The 15,747-nt window shown below is 63.4% G+C and carries 13 protein-coding genes and 1 pseudogene; 3 read left to right on the forward strand and 11 right to left on the reverse strand.

Annotated features, from left to right (window positions below; translation table 11 throughout):
• Window positions 1–165: 165 nt before the first annotated feature.
• The 6 genes from JTY93_RS09720 to JTY93_RS09740 all read right to left on the reverse strand — a co-directional run bounded on the left by JTY93_RS09720 (window position 166) and on the right by JTY93_RS09740 (window position 5,519).
• Window positions 166–1,137 carry a cyclase family protein gene (locus tag JTY93_RS09720; protein ID WP_029293240.1) on the reverse strand — a complete coding sequence of 324 codons (972 nt, stop codon included), beginning with the start codon at window positions 1,135–1,137 and terminating at the stop codon, window positions 166–168.
• A 28-nt stretch (window positions 1,138–1,165) separates the two neighbouring features.
• On the reverse strand, window positions 1,166–1,924 hold the full coding sequence (locus tag JTY93_RS09725; RefSeq protein WP_159907053.1) for an SDR family oxidoreductase: 759 nt from the start codon (window positions 1,922–1,924) through the stop codon (window positions 1,166–1,168).
• 32 nt (window positions 1,925–1,956) lie between these two features.
• On the reverse strand, window positions 1,957–2,109 hold the full coding sequence (locus JTY93_RS29560; RefSeq protein WP_275899795.1) for an aldehyde dehydrogenase family protein: 153 nt from the start codon (window positions 2,107–2,109) through the stop codon (window positions 1,957–1,959).
• A complete protein-coding gene (locus tag JTY93_RS09730) occupies window positions 2,063–3,406 on the reverse strand; it encodes an aldehyde dehydrogenase family protein (protein WP_275899796.1) in 1,344 nt (447 codons plus the stop codon). The genes JTY93_RS29560 and JTY93_RS09730 overlap by 47 nt, the downstream gene beginning before the upstream one ends.
• A 2-nt stretch (window positions 3,407–3,408) precedes the next feature.
• Complete coding sequence (locus tag JTY93_RS09735) at window positions 3,409–4,515, reverse strand: tartrate dehydrogenase (RefSeq protein ID WP_205477758.1); 1,107 nt, start codon at window positions 4,513–4,515, stop codon at window positions 3,409–3,411.
• Window positions 4,516–4,631: 116 nt separating this feature from the next.
• Window positions 4,632–5,519: a LysR family transcriptional regulator gene (locus JTY93_RS09740; protein ID WP_205477759.1), complete on the reverse strand. Its 888-nt coding sequence runs from the start codon at window positions 5,517–5,519 to the stop codon at window positions 4,632–4,634.
• Window positions 5,520–5,718: 199 nt separating this feature from the next.
• Here JTY93_RS09740 and JTY93_RS09745 point away from each other — a divergent pair, with 199 nt between their 5' ends.
• From JTY93_RS09745 to JTY93_RS09755, 3 genes are all read left to right on the forward strand, one after another.
• Window positions 5,719–8,076 (forward strand): DNA polymerase II, encoded by a 2,358-nt coding sequence (locus JTY93_RS09745; RefSeq protein WP_205477760.1) that lies wholly within the window; start codon window positions 5,719–5,721, stop codon window positions 8,074–8,076.
• Window positions 8,077–8,127: 51 nt separating this feature from the next.
• Window positions 8,128–8,760: a glutathione S-transferase N-terminal domain-containing protein gene (locus tag JTY93_RS09750; protein ID WP_205477761.1), complete on the forward strand. Its 633-nt coding sequence runs from the start codon at window positions 8,128–8,130 to the stop codon at window positions 8,758–8,760.
• A gap of 164 nt (window positions 8,761–8,924) precedes the next feature.
• Window positions 8,925–9,479, forward strand: coding sequence for a DUF4174 domain-containing protein (locus JTY93_RS09755; RefSeq protein ID WP_205477762.1), 555 nt, complete (start codon window positions 8,925–8,927; stop codon window positions 9,477–9,479).
• 316 nt (window positions 9,480–9,795) lie between these two features.
• Here the strand turns inward: JTY93_RS09755 and JTY93_RS09760 are convergent.
• The 5 genes and pseudogenes from JTY93_RS09760 to JTY93_RS09780 form a co-directional block, all read right to left on the reverse strand.
• A pseudogene (locus JTY93_RS09760) lies at window positions 9,796–11,205 on the reverse strand (lipid II flippase MurJ).
• Window positions 11,205–12,026: an acyltransferase gene (locus JTY93_RS09765; RefSeq protein ID WP_205477764.1), complete on the reverse strand. Its 822-nt coding sequence runs from the start codon at window positions 12,024–12,026 to the stop codon at window positions 11,205–11,207. Before JTY93_RS09765 ends, JTY93_RS09760 begins: the two are co-directional and overlap by 1 nt.
• Complete coding sequence (locus JTY93_RS09770) at window positions 12,023–13,420, reverse strand: O-antigen ligase family protein (RefSeq protein WP_205477765.1); 1,398 nt, start codon at window positions 13,418–13,420, stop codon at window positions 12,023–12,025. Before JTY93_RS09770 ends, JTY93_RS09765 begins: the two co-directional genes overlap by 4 nt.
• The gene (locus tag JTY93_RS09775; RefSeq protein ID WP_205477766.1) at window positions 13,420–14,523 is read right to left on the reverse strand and encodes a glycosyltransferase family 4 protein; all 1,104 of its coding nucleotides are present in this window, start codon (window positions 14,521–14,523) and stop codon (window positions 13,420–13,422) included. Before JTY93_RS09775 ends, JTY93_RS09770 begins: the two co-directional genes overlap by 1 nt.
• Window positions 14,514–15,728 (reverse strand): glycosyltransferase family 4 protein, encoded by a 1,215-nt coding sequence (locus JTY93_RS09780; RefSeq protein ID WP_205477767.1) that lies wholly within the window; start codon window positions 15,726–15,728, stop codon window positions 14,514–14,516. Before JTY93_RS09780 ends, JTY93_RS09775 begins: the two co-directional genes overlap by 10 nt.
• Between the last annotated feature and the right edge of the window lie 19 nt (window positions 15,729–15,747).

Consider the following 15,747-nt stretch of genomic DNA (forward strand, 5'->3'; position numbering starts at 1 on the left):
CCTGCCACCGCGGACTCGGCCAACACCTTCAAGGCCCAGTCGTTCGGCCATCGTTAGCCACGAGGCCCTGCATTCAAGGGCGCCGAAGCCATCCTCAAAGTGCAGAGTCTTGCTACTACGGCCAGGAGCGCACTGCGTCCCTGGCCGTGTCCTACGATTGGTAAGTTACTTGATCACCACCGGGTTCACCGGTGCGCCGCTGCCACCGACAATCTTCAACGGTGCAGCGGTATAGAGGAACTTCCACTGGCCGTCGTCAGCGCAATCGGCGGCCAGATCCTCCAGCAGCACGATCTCGGTAAAGGCGATACCGAGGTTGCGCATCAGCGCGCAATGCAATGGAATCTGCACTCCCGATACCGGATCGGTGATCACCTCATTGGCGATGGTATCGGTCACCAGGTTGGGGATCTCCATGGCATGGAACCACTCCACCAACTCCCGGCTGTAGGTCAGCCCAGGCTCCACCAGGTCCTTGAAGAACTCCGTCTTGCCGTACTCGTAGAACGCGCCCATGGAGCCGGTGCGGATGATCAGGATGTCGCGTTTTTCGATGGTCACGCCCTGAGCCTTGGCGGCGGCCAGCAAGTCCAGGTGGTTGAAGGTTTCGCCACGGCCCAGGTACTTCTTGCCGCGATGGCGGGCCATGTCGATCAGCACCGCACGCCCGACCACGCCACGTTCGGCAATCGCCAGCACACTGGCCTTGGCCATGCCGCCGACGGTGCTCATGGCGTCGTAGCCGTTCCACAGTTGATTGTCGTACCAGGCATGCCCGAGGGCGTCGTACTGGGTCGAGCCTTGCAACTGCATGAAGATCACATCGTCACAATACGCTGCGCCGCCGGTCATTTCCGGCTGTTTGCCGAAGTGGTAGTGGCTGTGATCCAGGGTGTTGAAGCGCATCGATGGGTTGCGCGCCGGCCACATTGGATCGCCGCCCGGATGCCCAATCTGTACTTGCAGGGTAAATGTCTTGCCCTGGCGCACCGAGGCCACGCCGCGCAGCACTTCGGCTTCGGTCAGGTAGTTAAGGGCGCCGACCTCATCGTCCGGTCCCCATTTACCCCAGTTCTTTGGAAGGCCATCGAGTAATTGCTTGGTGCTCGGTTCGTTCTTGTTATGTAAGTCACACATATCGACTCCGATCCCTATAGTCGTTGAGTTACACGCAGCGCCCACCATCGACTTCAAGGCAAGTGCCGGTGATAAAGGCCGCTTCGTCCGAGGCCAGGTACAGGCAGGCATTGGCCACGTCTTGCGGGGTGGAAAAACGCCCCAGGGGAATAGTCGCCATAAACTTCTGACGGTTCTCCGGGGTGTCCGGCACGCCCATGAACTCACTGAGCAACGCAGTGGCGCCGACCACCGGGTTCACGCAGTTGACGCGGATATTGTCCGGTCCTAGTTCCGCTGCCATGGTCTTGCTCATGACCACCACCGCGCCCTTGCTGCCGTTATACCAGACCAGCCCCGGGCGCGGGCGGATCGCCGCAGTCGAGGCAATATTGACGAACACGCCGCCGCCCTGGCCGCGAAAGTGCGGCACAAAGTGCTTGGCGCTGAGGAAGATACTTTTGACGTTGACCGCGAACACCCGGTCGAACTCGGCCTCGTCCACTTCCAGCATCGGCCGGTTGCGGTGGGTGGTACCGGCGTTGTTGATGACAATATCCAGCCCGCCGAATTGCTCCAGGGTCGCCCGCAGCAGCGCGCCCACGCTTTCGTCGTTGGCCACGTTGACCTCGACGAAATGGGCATGGCCGCCGCTGGCTGCGATCTCATTGACCACCCGCTGGCCGCCGGTGGCGTTCATGTCGGCGACGATAACCCGCGCACCTTGTTGGGCGAAGGTCTTGGCGATGCCTTCACCAAAGCCGGAACCGGCGCCGGTGACGATGGCTACTTTGTTTGCGAGACGCATGGAGTGTTCTCCTTTCTTGTTGTTGTAATGGCTTAGCCGTGTTTGATCGCAATGGTCTTCAAGGTGGTAAAGCCCAGCAGGGCCTCGAAGCCTTTTTCGCGGCCATAACCGCTGGACTTGACGCCGCCGAAGGGCAGTTCAACCCCCGCCGCCGGCCCCGTAGTTATTGATGAAAACCTGGCCACAGTGCAGTTTGCGGGCCAGGCGCATCTGCCGCGCGCCGTCGCGGGTCCACACGCCGGCGACCAGGCCGAAATCGCTGCCGTTGGCCAGGCGGATGGCTTCGGCTTCGTCGTCGAAGGGCATCACGGCCAGCACCGGGCCAAAGACTTCTTCCTGGGCCAGGCGGCTGCGGGGCGGCACGTCGCGAAACAGCACCGCTTCCTGGAAGTAACCGCCACTGCCGGCCTCGGCCACCACCTGGCCGCGCGCGGCAACGGGGATTCCGGCCTGCTCGGCTTCGCGCACAAACTCGCGCACCAGGCGCTGTTGCTTCTGGTTGATCAGCGGGCCCATATCCAGGTCCAGCGCCGAAGGCCCGGTGCGCAGCTCGCAAAAGCGCTGGCTGAGCCTGGCCAGTACCGTTTCATACACGCTGCGCTCCACCAGCAAGCGGCTACCGGCAGAACAGGTCTGCCCGCAGTTCTGCACAATGGCATTGACTAGCACCGGCAGGGCTTCCTCCAGGTCCGCATCGGCGAACACCAGTTGCGGTGATTTGCCGCCCAGTTCCAGGGTCACCGGGCAATGCCGCTCTGCGGCCGCTTTCGATACCGCAGTGCCGGTCACGGTGGAGCCAGTAAAGGAGATGTGATCGATTCCGGGATGGCTGCACAATGCCGCGCCCGCTTCGTAGCCATAGCCGGTCACCACATTGATCGCGCCCGCCGGAAAGCCCACTTCGGCGGCGATCTGCGCCAGGCGCAGCAGCGACAGGCTGGCATCCTCGGCCGGCTTGACCACGCAAGCATTGCCCGCCGCCAGGGACGCACCGACGCTGCGGCCGAAGATCTGCATCGGGTAATTCCACGGGATGATATGCCCCGTCACCCCATGGGGCTCGCGCACCGTCAGCACCGTGTAGCCGTTTTGATAGGGCAGGGTTTCGCCGTGCAACTTGTCGGCGGCGCCAGCGTAATACTCGAAGTAGCGGGCGAGGGCGGTGGCATCGGCCCGTGCGACTTTCAGCGCCTTGCCGGTGTCCCGTGCCTCGATCTGCGCCAACTCTTCGTGGTGTTGCAACACGGCCATACCGAGCCTGGCCAGCAAGCGGCTGCGCTCCAGGGCCGACAACGAGCCCCATGGACCATCAAAGGTCTCGCCCACGGCCTGGCGGGCGGCGCTGACGGCGGTGTGGATATCGGCAGCGGTGCCCCGGGCGATGCTGGAGTAGGTTTCGCCACTGCTGGGATCGATCACCGGAATGTCTTCCTGCGACGTCGAGGCCTGCCATTGGTTGGCGATGTAGTGTGCGTTGATCATGTTCAGCTCCTGTTCCCGGCGATGCATTCGGCGATGGCTACGCCCACTTCAATCGTGCTGGCGCTGCCGCCCATTTCCCGGGTGCGTGGACCTTCGGCAAGTACCGTCTCGATGGCCGAGACAATGGCGGCGGCGGCCTGTTGGTAGAGCGGGTTGCCATTGCCCAGATGCTCGATCATCAACGCCGCCGACCAGATCTGCCCGATGGGGTTGGCCACGCCAAGCCCGGCGATATCCGGTGCCGAGCCGTGCACCGGCTCGAACAGCGACGGGTAGCGTCGCTCGGGGTTGAGGTTGGCCGACGGGGCAATACCGATGGTGCCGGTACAGGCCGGGCCGAGGTCGGAGAGAATGTCGCCAAACAGGTTGGAGGCCACCACCACGTCAAACCAGTCCGGGTGTTGCACGAAGTGCGCACACAGAATATCGATATGGAATTTAGCGCTCTTGACGTCCGGGTAGCGCTGGGCGATCAGGTTCACCCGCTCGTCCCAGAATGGCATGGTGATGGAAATACCGTTGGATTTGGTGGCGGCCACCAGGTTCTTGCGCGGTCGCTGCTGGGCCAGTTTGAAGGCATAGTCCACCACCCGGTCCACGCCTTCGCGGGAGAAGATCGACTCTTGCACCGCGATCTCGCGCGGTGTGCCTTCCCACATCCGCCCGCCGACGCTGGAGTATTCGCCCTCGGTGTTTTCCCGCACCACGATAAAGTCGATATCCCCCGGCACACGGCCGGCGAGCGGGCAGGGCACGCCGGGCATCAGGCGTACCGGGCGGATGTTGACGTACTGGTCGAACTGGCGGCGGATCTTCAGCAGCGACTCCCACACCGCCGTATGGTCGGCGATGATGTCCGGTGCGCCCACGGCACCGAAGAAGATCGCGTCATGGCTGCCGATCTGCTCGGCCCAGTCGTCCGGCATCATGCTGCCGTGGGCCAGGTAGTGCTCGCTGCACCAGGCGAAGTGATCGAACTCAAAGGCAATGCCGAAACGCCGGCTGACAGCCTCCAGTACACGCAGGCCTTCGGGCACCACCTCGCGGCCGATACCGTCGCCGGGAATCACGGCAATACGATGGGGGGTGCTGGTCGTGGAATTGGACACGCCGTGTCTCCTGTTTTTGTTGTTGTCAGTGAGGCGGGGACATTCTTGGCACAGCTGCATCGGTGGGGGAATTGCTGATTATGGAAGTGGCCTTCGCAAAACTCGAAGGCCAGTGGTTAGGCGCGATGGCAGGCACCGAGGTAGTCGAACAGCGCCAGGCTTGTAGGCGAAGGCTGTTGCTGGCGGGTGCAGAGGTACATCTGGCGGTCGGCCCAAGGGTCGTCGATTTCGATAAAGCGCAAGGCCATTTCCTTGCGAAAGATCTGCACCGCGCCCTGGGGCAACACGCCAACCCCTTGCCCGGCGGCAATCAGCCGGCACACGGCTTCAAAGCTGCGTACCTGGACCCGCAGGCGCAGCGGCATGCCAATCGCGGCGGCGGCTTCGGTGATCAGTGCGGTGATGGCGGCGTTATCTTCCAGACCGACAAAGTCATAGCCCAGCAAATCCGCAAAGCGCGCATGGCGCATCTTGAACGGATGATCATCGGGCACCAGCAGGCACAGGCGGTCCTGGCAGTAAGGGACAAAGCGCAGGTCCTCACCGCCGGGTTGGGTGGTGACGATCCCCACATCGGCCACGCCATCGCGCACCGCCTGGAGGATTTCGCGGCTGCGCTCCTCGCGGATATCCAGGCGGATACCGGGATGCAGGGCGTTCCATTGGGTCAATTGGTTGGGCAGTTGCTGGCTCATCGCCGAGCTGTTGGCATACAGGCACACACGGCCGGTGGCGCCCTTGGCGTAGTCGGCAAGGTCGGCATGCATTACGTCTACCGCGCGCAAGATCGACAACCCATGCTCGACCAGCACTTCCCCGGCCGCCGTCGGCGAGACGCCGGTCGAGGAGCGGTGCAACAGGGCGACCTTGAAATGCTGCTCGAGCAACGACAGACGCCGGCTGGCCGCTGACAGCGAGAGGTGCGACTGCTCGGCAGCCCGGGACAGATTGCCCAGCTTGACCGTCTTGATGAACAGCTCGATGGAGGTGAGGTCGGGGGCCATGCCAGAGTCCTTGTGCGCGGTCTGTGAAAACTACGCAGTTGGGGCCGGGCTGTCCAATCGGTTGCCTGCGCTTTTGATACAGACTTGGAGGCGCCGCCGATCCCTCGACTTTTCTGAAGGGCAGAAAATTTCTATTAAGGCCTTATGGCGGATGCCGAGTAGAATCGCGCCCTGAAAGCGATTCCTGAGGTGCGGCAAGGTGGATTTACAGCAGGGTTTTGTCCTGACCCGGCATTGGTCCGATACCCCGGCGGGCACGCAGGTCAGCTTTTGGCTGGCGACCGACCAGGGGCCGCGGTATATCCGTCTGCCGGTGCAGCCTTCGGTGATGTTTATTCCCGTGGCCCATCGCGAGCACGCGCAACGGGTGCTCAAGGGCGAGCGCGATGTGGATCTGCGCCCGCTGCAGTTGTGTGACTTCCATCACCGCCCGGTCCTGGGCCTCTATACCCGTCAGCATCGCCAGGCAATGGACCTGGAAAAACGTCTACGCCAGGCCGGTGTGGATGTTTATGAAGGCGATGTACGCCCCCCCGAACGCTACATGATGGAACGCTTTATCACCGCGCCCGTGGCGTTTGGCGGCACTCCGGGCGAGGGCGGGATGCTGCTGGAGGCGCAGATGAAGCCGGCGCCCGACTACCGTCCGGCGTTGAAGCTGGTGTCTCTGGATATCGAAACCACCGCGCGTGGCGAGCTGTATTCCATCGCCCTGGAAGGCTGCGGCGAGCGCCAGGTGTATATGCTCGGCCCGCCGAATAAAACGGACACCGTGGATTTCAAGCTCGAATACTGCGACAGCCGCGCCCAACTGCTGGAGCGCCTGAACCAATGGCTGGCGCAACACGACCCCGACGCGATCATCGGCTGGAACCTGGTGCAGTTTGACCTGCGGGTCCTCCACGAGCATGCCCAGCGCCTTAACGTGCCCTTGTTGCTCGGCCGTGGCGGCGAGGCCATGGCCTGGCGTGAACACGGCAGCCGTAACCATTACTTCGCTGCCGCTGCAGGGCGCCTGATCATCGATGGCATCGAAGCCCTGCGTTCGGCAACCTGGAGCTTTGAGTCATTCAGCCTGGAAAACGTCGCCCAGACCCTGCTTGGCGAAGGCAAGTCGATTTCCACGCCCTACCAGCGCATGGACGAGATCAACCGCATGTTTGCCGAGGACAAGCCCGCCCTGGCGCGCTACAACCTCAAGGACTGCGAGCTGGTGACGCGGATTTTCGCAAAGACCGAGCTGCTCAAATTCCTGCTGGAGCGAGCCAGCGTCACCGGCCTGCCGGCGGATCGCAACGGCGGTTCAGTGGCGGCGTTCACCCATTTGTACATGCCACTGATGCATCGCCAGGGCTTTGTCGCCCCCAACCTGGGGGACAAACCACCCCAGGCCAGCCCTGGCGGTTTTGTCATGGATTCGCGGCCGGGGCTTTACGAGTCGGTGTTGGTGCTGGACTACAAAAGCCTTTATCCGTCGATCATTCGCAGCTTCCTGATTGACCCCGTAGGCCTGATCGAAGGCCTGCGCCACCCTGACGACAGCGAGTCGGTGGAAGGCTTTCGCGGCGCCCGTTTTTCCCGCACCCGGCATTGCCTGCCGTCGATTGTGGCGCGGGTCTCCGAAGGCCGCGAGGTGGCCAAGCGTGAGCATAATGCGCCGTTGTCCCAGGCCCTGAAGATCATCATGAATGCCTTCTACGGCGTACTGGGTTCCAGCGGCTGCCGGTTCTTCGACACGCGGCTGGCGTCGTCCATCACGATGCGCGGCCACCAGATCATGCGCCAGACCCGCGAACTGGTCGAAGCCCAGGGCTATGAAGTGATCTATGGCGACACCGACTCCACCTTTGTCTGGCTCGGGAGTGCCCATTCCCAGGAGGATGCCACGCGCATCGGCCAGGGGCTGGTGCAGCACGTCAACCAGTGGTGGCGCGAACGTCTGCAAAGCGAATTCGGCCTGCAAAGCGCCCTGGAATTGCAATACGAAACCCACTTCAGCCGCTTCCTGATGCCGACCATTCGCGGTGCGGAGGAGGGCAGCAAGAAGCGCTACGCCGGCCTGGTGACCCGGGCCGATGGCAGTGAAGAAATGATCTACAAAGGCCTGGAAACCGTGCGCAGCGACTGGTCGCCCCTGGCCCGCCAATTCCAGCAGGAACTCTACCAGCGCATCTTCCACCGCCAGCCCCACCAGGACTATGTGCGCGACTACGTGCGCCGCACCCTCGCCGGCGAATTCGATGAGCTGCTGATCTACCGCAAGCGCCTGCGCCGCCGACTGGGCGATTACGAGCGTAACGTGCCGCCCCATGTGCGGGCCGCGCGCCTGGCCGATGAGTACAACGACCGCGAGGGCCGCCCACGCCAGTACCAAAATGGTGGCTGGATTCGCTACGTGATGACCGTCAATGGCCCTGAGCCCCTGGAAGTGCGCCAGGCGCCGATTGACTACGACCACTACGTCACCCGGCAATTGCAGCCGGTGGCCGACGCGATCCTGCCGTTTGTCGATGACGATTTCAGCACCTTGGTCGGTGGTCAGATGGGCTTGTTTTAACAGCGGGAAAACGCTTCACTCTGGACGCTGAACCTGTCGGAGGAACGCCCCATGTACACGCTCTACGGCACACAAAGCTCAGGCTCATGCATCGTCGAAATCGCCCTGCAACGTTGCGGCGTGCCGTGGCAACAGGTGGACGCCAGCCCCTGGGGCGATGCGGCGGGGATGGAGGCCCTTGGGCAGATCAACCCGCTGCGGCAAATCCCCACCCTGCAACTGCCGGATGGCAGCGTGCTGACCGAGAGCGCGGCGATCCTGATCCATCTGGGCCTGGAGTATCCAGACTCTGGGTTGCTGTCCGGCAACCGCGCCCAGATCATTCGCGGCCTGGTGTATATCGCCGCCAACTGCTATTCGGCGATCACCATCATCGACTACCCGCAACGCTTTCTCGACGACGCCGATGAGACGGTGCAGGCGCAATTGATCGCGGGCACGCAACAGAAACTGCACCAAACCTGGCAGGTATTTGCCGAGCAGTTTGCCGGGCAACTTTTTACCCCACAGGGGTTGCCCAACGCCCTGGGCATCATGGCGGCCGCCGTGTCCCGCTGGGAGGGCGTGCGAGACGTCCTGCAGCATTCCCACCCCACGTGCGCCCAGGCCCTGGCGCAGGTGGATGGCGATCCGCAGGTAGCTGCGGTATTTGCCTGGCACTGGCCGGATTGGCCCGGGCAGTGAGCCCTGGTAATCAGAGGAAACAATGAGGCCCGAGGGGCCTCAAGCCCTTGCGTCGCGGGCGTCCTGGCCTACTCTTTCTGATAGTCGCGTAGGAATCATCCTTGAAATTGGCTGTCGCAGACATGAAACTCAAAAACTCTGCATGGAATTGGAAGGAGGTACGCATGCTCGTCCGGTCGCTGACCCTGGCTACCTTAATGGCGTTTACGGGGCCGTTGTTGGCTGCGGATAACCGAGGCCCGCTGGAACAGGATCAAGGCAAATTCCGCCCGCTGATCGTGATTGCACCCAGCTCCATCGACCCGACTCAGGTCCAACTCAAGAAAGATCTTGAACAGCCTGAGAACAAACAGAAGTTCGCCGAGCGCAACATGGTGCTCTACACCGTGAACTACACGAGCATCGGCACCGTCGGCCAGCGCGACGGCAAGGACCTCGGCGCCCAGGACACCAACGCACTGATCCGTGCGCTTAAGCTTGGCGCCGGTGCCGGTACCAAAGTGATCCTGGTGGGCAAGGACGGCGAGAAGAAAGTCGAAAAGACCGTACCGCCCGAGACCCTGGACCTTGCAGAGTTTTTTGCCGCAGTCGACAAAATGCCGATGGCAGAAAAAGAAGCCGCCGCCCCGACCGAGCCTGAACCCGCCGCCCCGGCTGCGGGCAAGCCTGGCGCCAAAGCCAAACCAGGCAAGCACGCGCCGCAACCCCTGGAGGACTAAGCGTACTTATTGTGGCGAGGGGGCTTGTCCCCCGTTGGGCTGCGCAGCAGCCCCCAAAACCAGCCGCTACGGAGTATCTGATACACCGCACTCGGCTTACTGGGGCTGCTTCTCAGCACAGCGCGGGCGATGCGGCGTTCCGACAAGCCAGCTCCCCCTTTGTTTGGTGGTGTGGCCAAAACGCTGCGCCCGACAAAGATCCCCTGTAGGAGCGAGCTTGCTCGCGATAGCGGCGTATCAGTCAACGAGTTTGTCGGCTAGCAAGCCCGCTCCCCCCAGGCAGCAGCGCCACGCGCTGGCTTTAGCTGTGCTCAGCTCACGCCTTCCACGGCTTGAGCCACAGCCCCAACCCCAGCAGCACCCCCCGCGCCCGCAAGGGTGCTCAAGCCCAATTGCCAACCATCGTTGTGCAACGGGTGCAGGACCAGCGCCGCCGCTCCCAGCAACACCACACTCAGCCCCCCCACTGCAATGGCCAGCCCAGTTGCCCGAGCAGGTGTTGGCGTTGCATCAGTAGCAGGTTGGTGACGATCACCCCACCCAAGGCCGCCAAGGCAATGCCCGGCAGGCCGAAAAAGTACGGCAGCACTACCAGCAGGCCGGCATTGACCAGGCTGCCCAGCAGTTCGCACTTGAGCGGCAGGCGCGTATCGCCGCTGGCGTAGGCATAGCGCGCGAGCATGGCGTTCCAGGCGCCGAACACCAGGGGCGTGGCGAACCAGGCGAGCAGGGCGGGCAGTGGGCCGTCGGCGCTTTGCGCGGGCATCAGCAGGTGAATCAGCACGGGGCTGGCGCCAATCAGGCCGAGGGCCGCCGGCAGGCTCAGCAGGGTGGCGGCGTCCAGGCCACGCCGTAGCAGCGCCAGGCGTTGTTGGCCTTGCTCACCACTCATCATCCCCAGCAATACCTGGTTAAGGCTCATCAGGGCAATCAGCGGCAGGTTGATCAGTTTGCGCGCCAGGTTGACCCAAGTCACCGCGCCTTCGCCCAGGTAACTGGCGATCAGCCGTTCGAGCAAGGCCAGGCCCTGGCTGGCGACATTACTTGCCAACAGCGGACCGATACGCCCCAGCAACTCGCGGCCGGCCTGGGCATCGCCCTTGACCTGCCAGGGGCGCCAGCCGAACGACCAGACCGGCGCCAGCAGCGGCAGGCACATCAACACGCTGCCGGCAAAAAAACACAGCGCCAGTTCCTGGCTGTCGCTGGCCGTACCCCGGATAAACAGGTACAGCACCGGCGGCAGATTGAACAGTAACGAGCCCAACCCCGGCAGCACAAAGCGCTGGCGCGCCTGCAACGGAATACTGAACAGGCCATGCATCACCAGCCCCGGCGCACAGGCGGCCAGCCAGCGCAGGTTGGCGGCCGCCTGGTCGTGGGCGGAAGCATCCAGCCCCGGGCCGATCAGCCGCACCCACAATGGCGCGCCCAGTGCCAGCAGGGCGAACAGACCCAGGCCCACGCCGAGCAGGCGCGGCGACAGGCTCGCCAACCAGGCTTGCTGGCGCTGCGCATCACGTTGTTGATAGAGGGGCAGGGCAGCCGCTGCGAGCAAGCCGGCGGCCAGGGTCATGCGCAGCGCTTCGGGCAGAAACACCGCCACTAGGAACCCGTCGCTGCGGCTGCCCGCACCCCAGGCCGCGACCAGCAGCCATTCCCGGGCAAAGCCGGCCACCAGCCCGGCGAGGGTCGCCAGGGTCAGCCACAGGGTGCTGCCAAACATCAGTGGAACAGGGTGAACAGGCCCTTGCCACCCACCTTGTAGTTCAGCCCGCGAACGCGTTCGCCCATGACTTTGGCGCCGGTGCCACCGACAATTTTGTACGGCGCAACGGTTTTGGCCACCACGGTATTGGCGGTCACCACCGAGCCTTCGCACAGATGGGTGCCGAAACCGATCAGCGCCCGGCTACCGATCCACACGTAGTCGTCGATATAAATCGCCCCGGAAATCGACCAGAACTCCGGCGCCTGCAAATCATGGCTGCCAGCGATGATCAGTACATGGGAGGCAATCGCCACATGGTTGCCGATCACCAGGCCAGAGCGCGCATCCACCTGGCAATGCCAGCCGATCACCGTGTCGTCACCCACTCTGAGGTTGTGGATGCCCAGCACCTCGGTGTTGCGCCACAGGCTGGAGCCCTTGCCGATCTTCGCGCCGCCCAGGCGCAGCCAGCCGATACGGATGTGGTGGCTGGGGATCTTGTTGATCAGGATGTTGTAGGCCATGTCCCAGGCGCTGCGCCAGCGGTCCTTGAGGGTTGCCAGGTTCTTGCCATAGATCGGCAGGAACTGCGCTGGAACATCCTGTTTCATGCGATGGAACAAGCGGCGTGCCACCGGATGTCCAATGGTCGGTTCTACGTCGAAGGAGGTCATCCAGAAGAGTTTGTTGCTGCCTTCGCCTTCTTCAAAAACCACCTCGTTGGCCAGGCACCAGGCCAAGCCATCTTGCAAGTCTTCCAGGCTCACGCCGAGTTCGCTGGCCAGGGCGGGCAGGCGGTCACGCAGGTCGGGGGAGTGAATAGTGCGATGTTTCATGGTTGGCTATCCTTTGGCACGGAAACAGGAGCGGTAATGGTCGGGCTCAGGCGCACCTGTTGCAGGCTGATGCCCATCAACAGCCAGAACAGCGCGATCAATACAAAGGTGAAGCTGAAGTAGTGGTCGAAAATCCCGGTCAGCAGCGCCGCCAGCACGCCGCACACGCAGCCCAGCCACAGCGCGTTGTCGGCGGTGACTTTGCGCACCGAGCCCAGCGGCCGAACCTCACGCCACCACAACACGGTGACGGCGATAAACAGCAGCATCCCGGGAATGCCGATCTTGTAGATGAAGTTCAGCCACAGGTTGGAAATCCCCAGCAAGTTGCTGCCCGGCACCGGTGGGTCGATCTTGAAGCCGATGCCTAGTGGGTACTTGGCCATTACTTTGGGGAACCCGGCGTACTCGTCGAAGCGGATCTCGGTACTGGCGTTGGTGGTCGAGAACATCGTCATCAAACGGTCCTGCAACGGCGGATAGAACATCACCAGGGCGATCACAAAGGCGACGCCGATGCCGATAATCCGCCCGCTGTTGGGCACACGCTTATAGGTCAGCCAGATCAGGATCAGCGCGAGGGCCACAATCGCGCCCCGGGAGATACTCAGCAGCAGCCCGGCGCAACCGAGCACGGCCACCGCCAGGCCCAGGGCGCGGCGCCAGCCGGTGCGGGTCCAGCCGTAGAACAGCGCCAGCGGGATAAACAGCACCAACACGCCACCGGTCAGGTTCGGGTGAACCCAAGGCGAGGCCATGCGCTTGTAGTTGGCCGAGAAGATGTCCTTCACCGCCTCGGGGTGGGCGTATTTGAGGTCGGTGAGGATGTCGATCATCGACATCGCGTTGCGCGTCTTGAGGAACATGAAGATCGACAGCAACAGCATCGCCAGGTTGCCCAGCAGCAGGGCGACTACCACTTTGTCGCGGTCGGCATCGGTGCGCAGCAGCAGCGGCACGATAAACAGCAGCGACAGGTTCATCAGCCAGCGTACCCAGTTGACCGGCCCATTGCCCTCGGCGTGGATGATGATCATGCCCCAGATAAACGGGATGGTGCTGAATAGCATCAGCCACATCAATGCCCGTTCGGTGGGGCGCCAGACCATGAAACCACGGGTCTTGCCGATGAACGATTGCCAGAACACCCCGGCCCAGGTCAGGCCCAGCACGGCTTCGCTGATGGTGGTGCGGATCCCCAACTGCAAGGTGGTGTAGGGAATACTGGTGGCCAAGACGGCAAAGATCAGCAGCCCCCACAAGGGTTTGCGGATCAGGGTCAGCGCCACGCCCACGCCGACCACGATCATAAAGACCTTCATCGGCGGCAGTGCCAACAGCAAGCCACCGAAGACCAGGCCCAGGAGCAGACTAACGAGTTTTCCTGGCAGCATTAGCGGTTCAATTCCTTGAGCAGTTTATCCAGGCGCAGGCGATAGGCCGGTTCGGCAAATTGCCGGGCCCACGTGCGTTGCAATTGGGGGTCGGCCTTGGCCCCAGGCGCTGCCAGCGACAGCATCAATGTTTGCAGTTGCCCGGCGTCGTCGGGGGCAAAGCGCGGCGCCGTGGGCGGCGCCACTTCATCCAGGGCCGAACCACGGGCGACCGCCACTGGCGTGCCGACACTCAACGCTTCCACCACCGGCAGGCCAAACCCTTCGGCATAGGAAGGCTGCCACAGGTAGGCGGCCTGCCGGTACAGCGCCTGCAACTGGCCGTCGGACAGCCCGTTGCGCCAATGCAGGCCGGGCAAGTCGCCGAGGGTCGCCGGCACATCACTGGCGTGGCCGACCAGCACCAGGTCCGGCACGTTCGGGTCCCTGGCGCGGCTGGCTTGCCATTGCGCAAGAAAAAACGCCATGTTCTTGCGTGGTTCACGGGTGCCCACCACCAGCCAGTAGCGTGTCGGCAAGCCCTCGGGCAGCGGCTCGCAGGCTTGGGTGAACTCTGGCACCAGGTTGTTCAGCACCCGGAACTTGGCCCGCGCCCAGGGAAACAGGCGCGCGGCTTCATCGCACGAAAACTGCGACGGGCACCACACCCGATCCGCCTGCCACACCGACCAGGCAATCGACGCGCCATCGATCAGGCGGTAGGCCAGGGCCTTGAGCCGGGAGCGATGGAAGTTGCGATGGGTCAGTTGGAACAGGTCGTGCAGCACCAGCACATAGCGGGTGCCGGCGGGTTTGCGGCACAAGGGCAAGCCCATATTGGCCGTGGCGATGTACAACTCGATCCGCTGTTCGTGGATCCCCCGGGGCAAAAAACCGCGTTCAAAGCGCAGCCGTACCTGGGGGCGCTGCAGGCCTTCCAGCGGGCTGGCCCAGGGTGGGCACACCGCCGTATCGCGCTGGGGATGATCCAGTGGCGCTTCGCTAAACAGCACCACTTCAGTGTTGTCCCGGGCGCGCAAGGCTTGCTCCAGGGCCAGGACCTGACGGGCGATGCCCGACGAAGGCGCGACCGTGGCGGGGCGGTAATCCAGGGCTACGCGCATGCTTGGGGCTCCTGATGGGTAGGCAAGGTGCGGTAGATCTGCTCCAGTTCGTTACCGGCCACCGCCCAGTCGTGATAGTTGCGTGCGTAGTCCCGCGCGGCATCCGCCAGTTGGCGGGCCAGCGCCGGTTCGTCCAGCAGGCGCACAATGGCCTCGGCCAGGGCTTCGGCGCTTTCACCGGCCAGATAGTGTGCCTGCGCCTCGACCGCCAGCCCGGACACGCCCTGGGCGGTGCTTACCAGCGGCAGACCGGCGGCCATTGCCTCCAGCACTTTGAGTTTGGAGCCGCCGCCGTGGCGCAGGGCGGCGACAAAACCTGCGCAGCGGCGCTGCAAGGCGGTCAGGTCGGGGACAAAGCCCTGCCATTCAATACGTTCGTCCGGCCAGCGCTCGCGCCAGTGTTCGGGCAAGCCGAAGCCGGCCACCGCCAGGCGCGCGCCGGGGCATTGCAACCAGACCCTGGGGAAGATTTCGTCGAGCAGCCACTGCACCGCGTCGAGGTTCGGCGCGTATTCGTAGTTGCCGACAAACAGCAGGCGCTGGCTCTGCGCATCGGCGCTGACTGTGCTGAATGCACGGCTGTCGACCCCATTGACCACCACGCTCACCGGGGTGGCGGTCAGTTGGCCGATGGCCTGGGCGTCGGCCTGGGTCACGGCCACCACATGGCACGCCGCATCAAACGCCTTGCGTTCCCACTGCCGGCAGCGCCACTGGTCGTAGCGCACGAACGGCCCGGCCCACTTCGGGAAACGGTCATAGGTGGCGCCGCCCAGGCTGGATTCCAGGTTGTGCTCGGTGAGCACGAAATCCCGCGATTGCTGGCGCAGGATATTGAAGTACGGTTGCAGGCTGTAGCTGTGCTCGACCTGGATCACATCCCAGGTTTCGGCCAGTAGTTCGCCAAAGCGCGCCTGCAATAGCGGTGACAGGCCGTTGACCGTGGTCAACAACGGCCAGGGCGCAAACACTCCGGCGAGCAGGGTCATGGGGTGTTTCAGCGGTCGGCGTGGTACCACGATCAAGCGTTCGAGCAACGGCTCAAGGGCGGCGTGCACGGCGGCGTCGGCCGGCGTCTTTGATTGCACCAGCAAGGTGATGCGGTGCCCGCGCTCACTCAAGGTACGCAGCAAATGGTACTGCCGGGTCTTGCCGCCGCTGGTCATCGGCCACGGCAGATAGGGCACAATCCACAGGATTCTCACGTGCAGCTCTCCATGCCTG

This window comes from Pseudomonas hygromyciniae (genome assembly GCF_016925675.1).
GTDB lineage: Bacteria > Pseudomonadota > Gammaproteobacteria > Pseudomonadales > Pseudomonadaceae > Aquipseudomonas > Aquipseudomonas hygromyciniae.

Excerpts from the sequence above, each read along its gene's own strand:
- JTY93_RS09720 (WP_029293240.1), bottom strand. The coding sequence starts at position 1,137 with ATGTGTGACTTACATAACAAGAACGAACCGAGCACCAAGCAATTACTC.
- JTY93_RS09725 (WP_159907053.1), bottom strand. The coding sequence starts at position 1,924 with ATGCGTCTCGCAAACAAAGTAGCCATCGTCACCGGCGCCGGTTCCGGC.
- JTY93_RS09730 (WP_275899796.1), bottom strand. The coding sequence starts at position 3,406 with ATGATCAACGCACACTACATCGCCAACCAATGGCAGGCCTCGACGTCG.
- JTY93_RS09740 (WP_205477759.1), bottom strand. The coding sequence starts at position 5,519 with ATGGCCCCCGACCTCACCTCCATCGAGCTGTTCATCAAGACGGTCAAG.
- JTY93_RS09750 (WP_205477761.1), top strand. The coding sequence starts at position 8,128 with ATGTACACGCTCTACGGCACACAAAGCTCAGGCTCATGCATCGTCGAA.
- JTY93_RS09755 (WP_205477762.1), top strand. The coding sequence starts at position 8,925 with ATGCTCGTCCGGTCGCTGACCCTGGCTACCTTAATGGCGTTTACGGGG.
- JTY93_RS09765 (WP_205477764.1), bottom strand. The coding sequence starts at position 12,026 with ATGAAACATCGCACTATTCACTCCCCCGACCTGCGTGACCGCCTGCCC.
- JTY93_RS09770 (WP_205477765.1), bottom strand. The coding sequence starts at position 13,420 with ATGCTGCCAGGAAAACTCGTTAGTCTGCTCCTGGGCCTGGTCTTCGGT.
- JTY93_RS09775 (WP_205477766.1), bottom strand. The coding sequence starts at position 14,523 with ATGCGCGTAGCCCTGGATTACCGCCCCGCCACGGTCGCGCCTTCGTCG.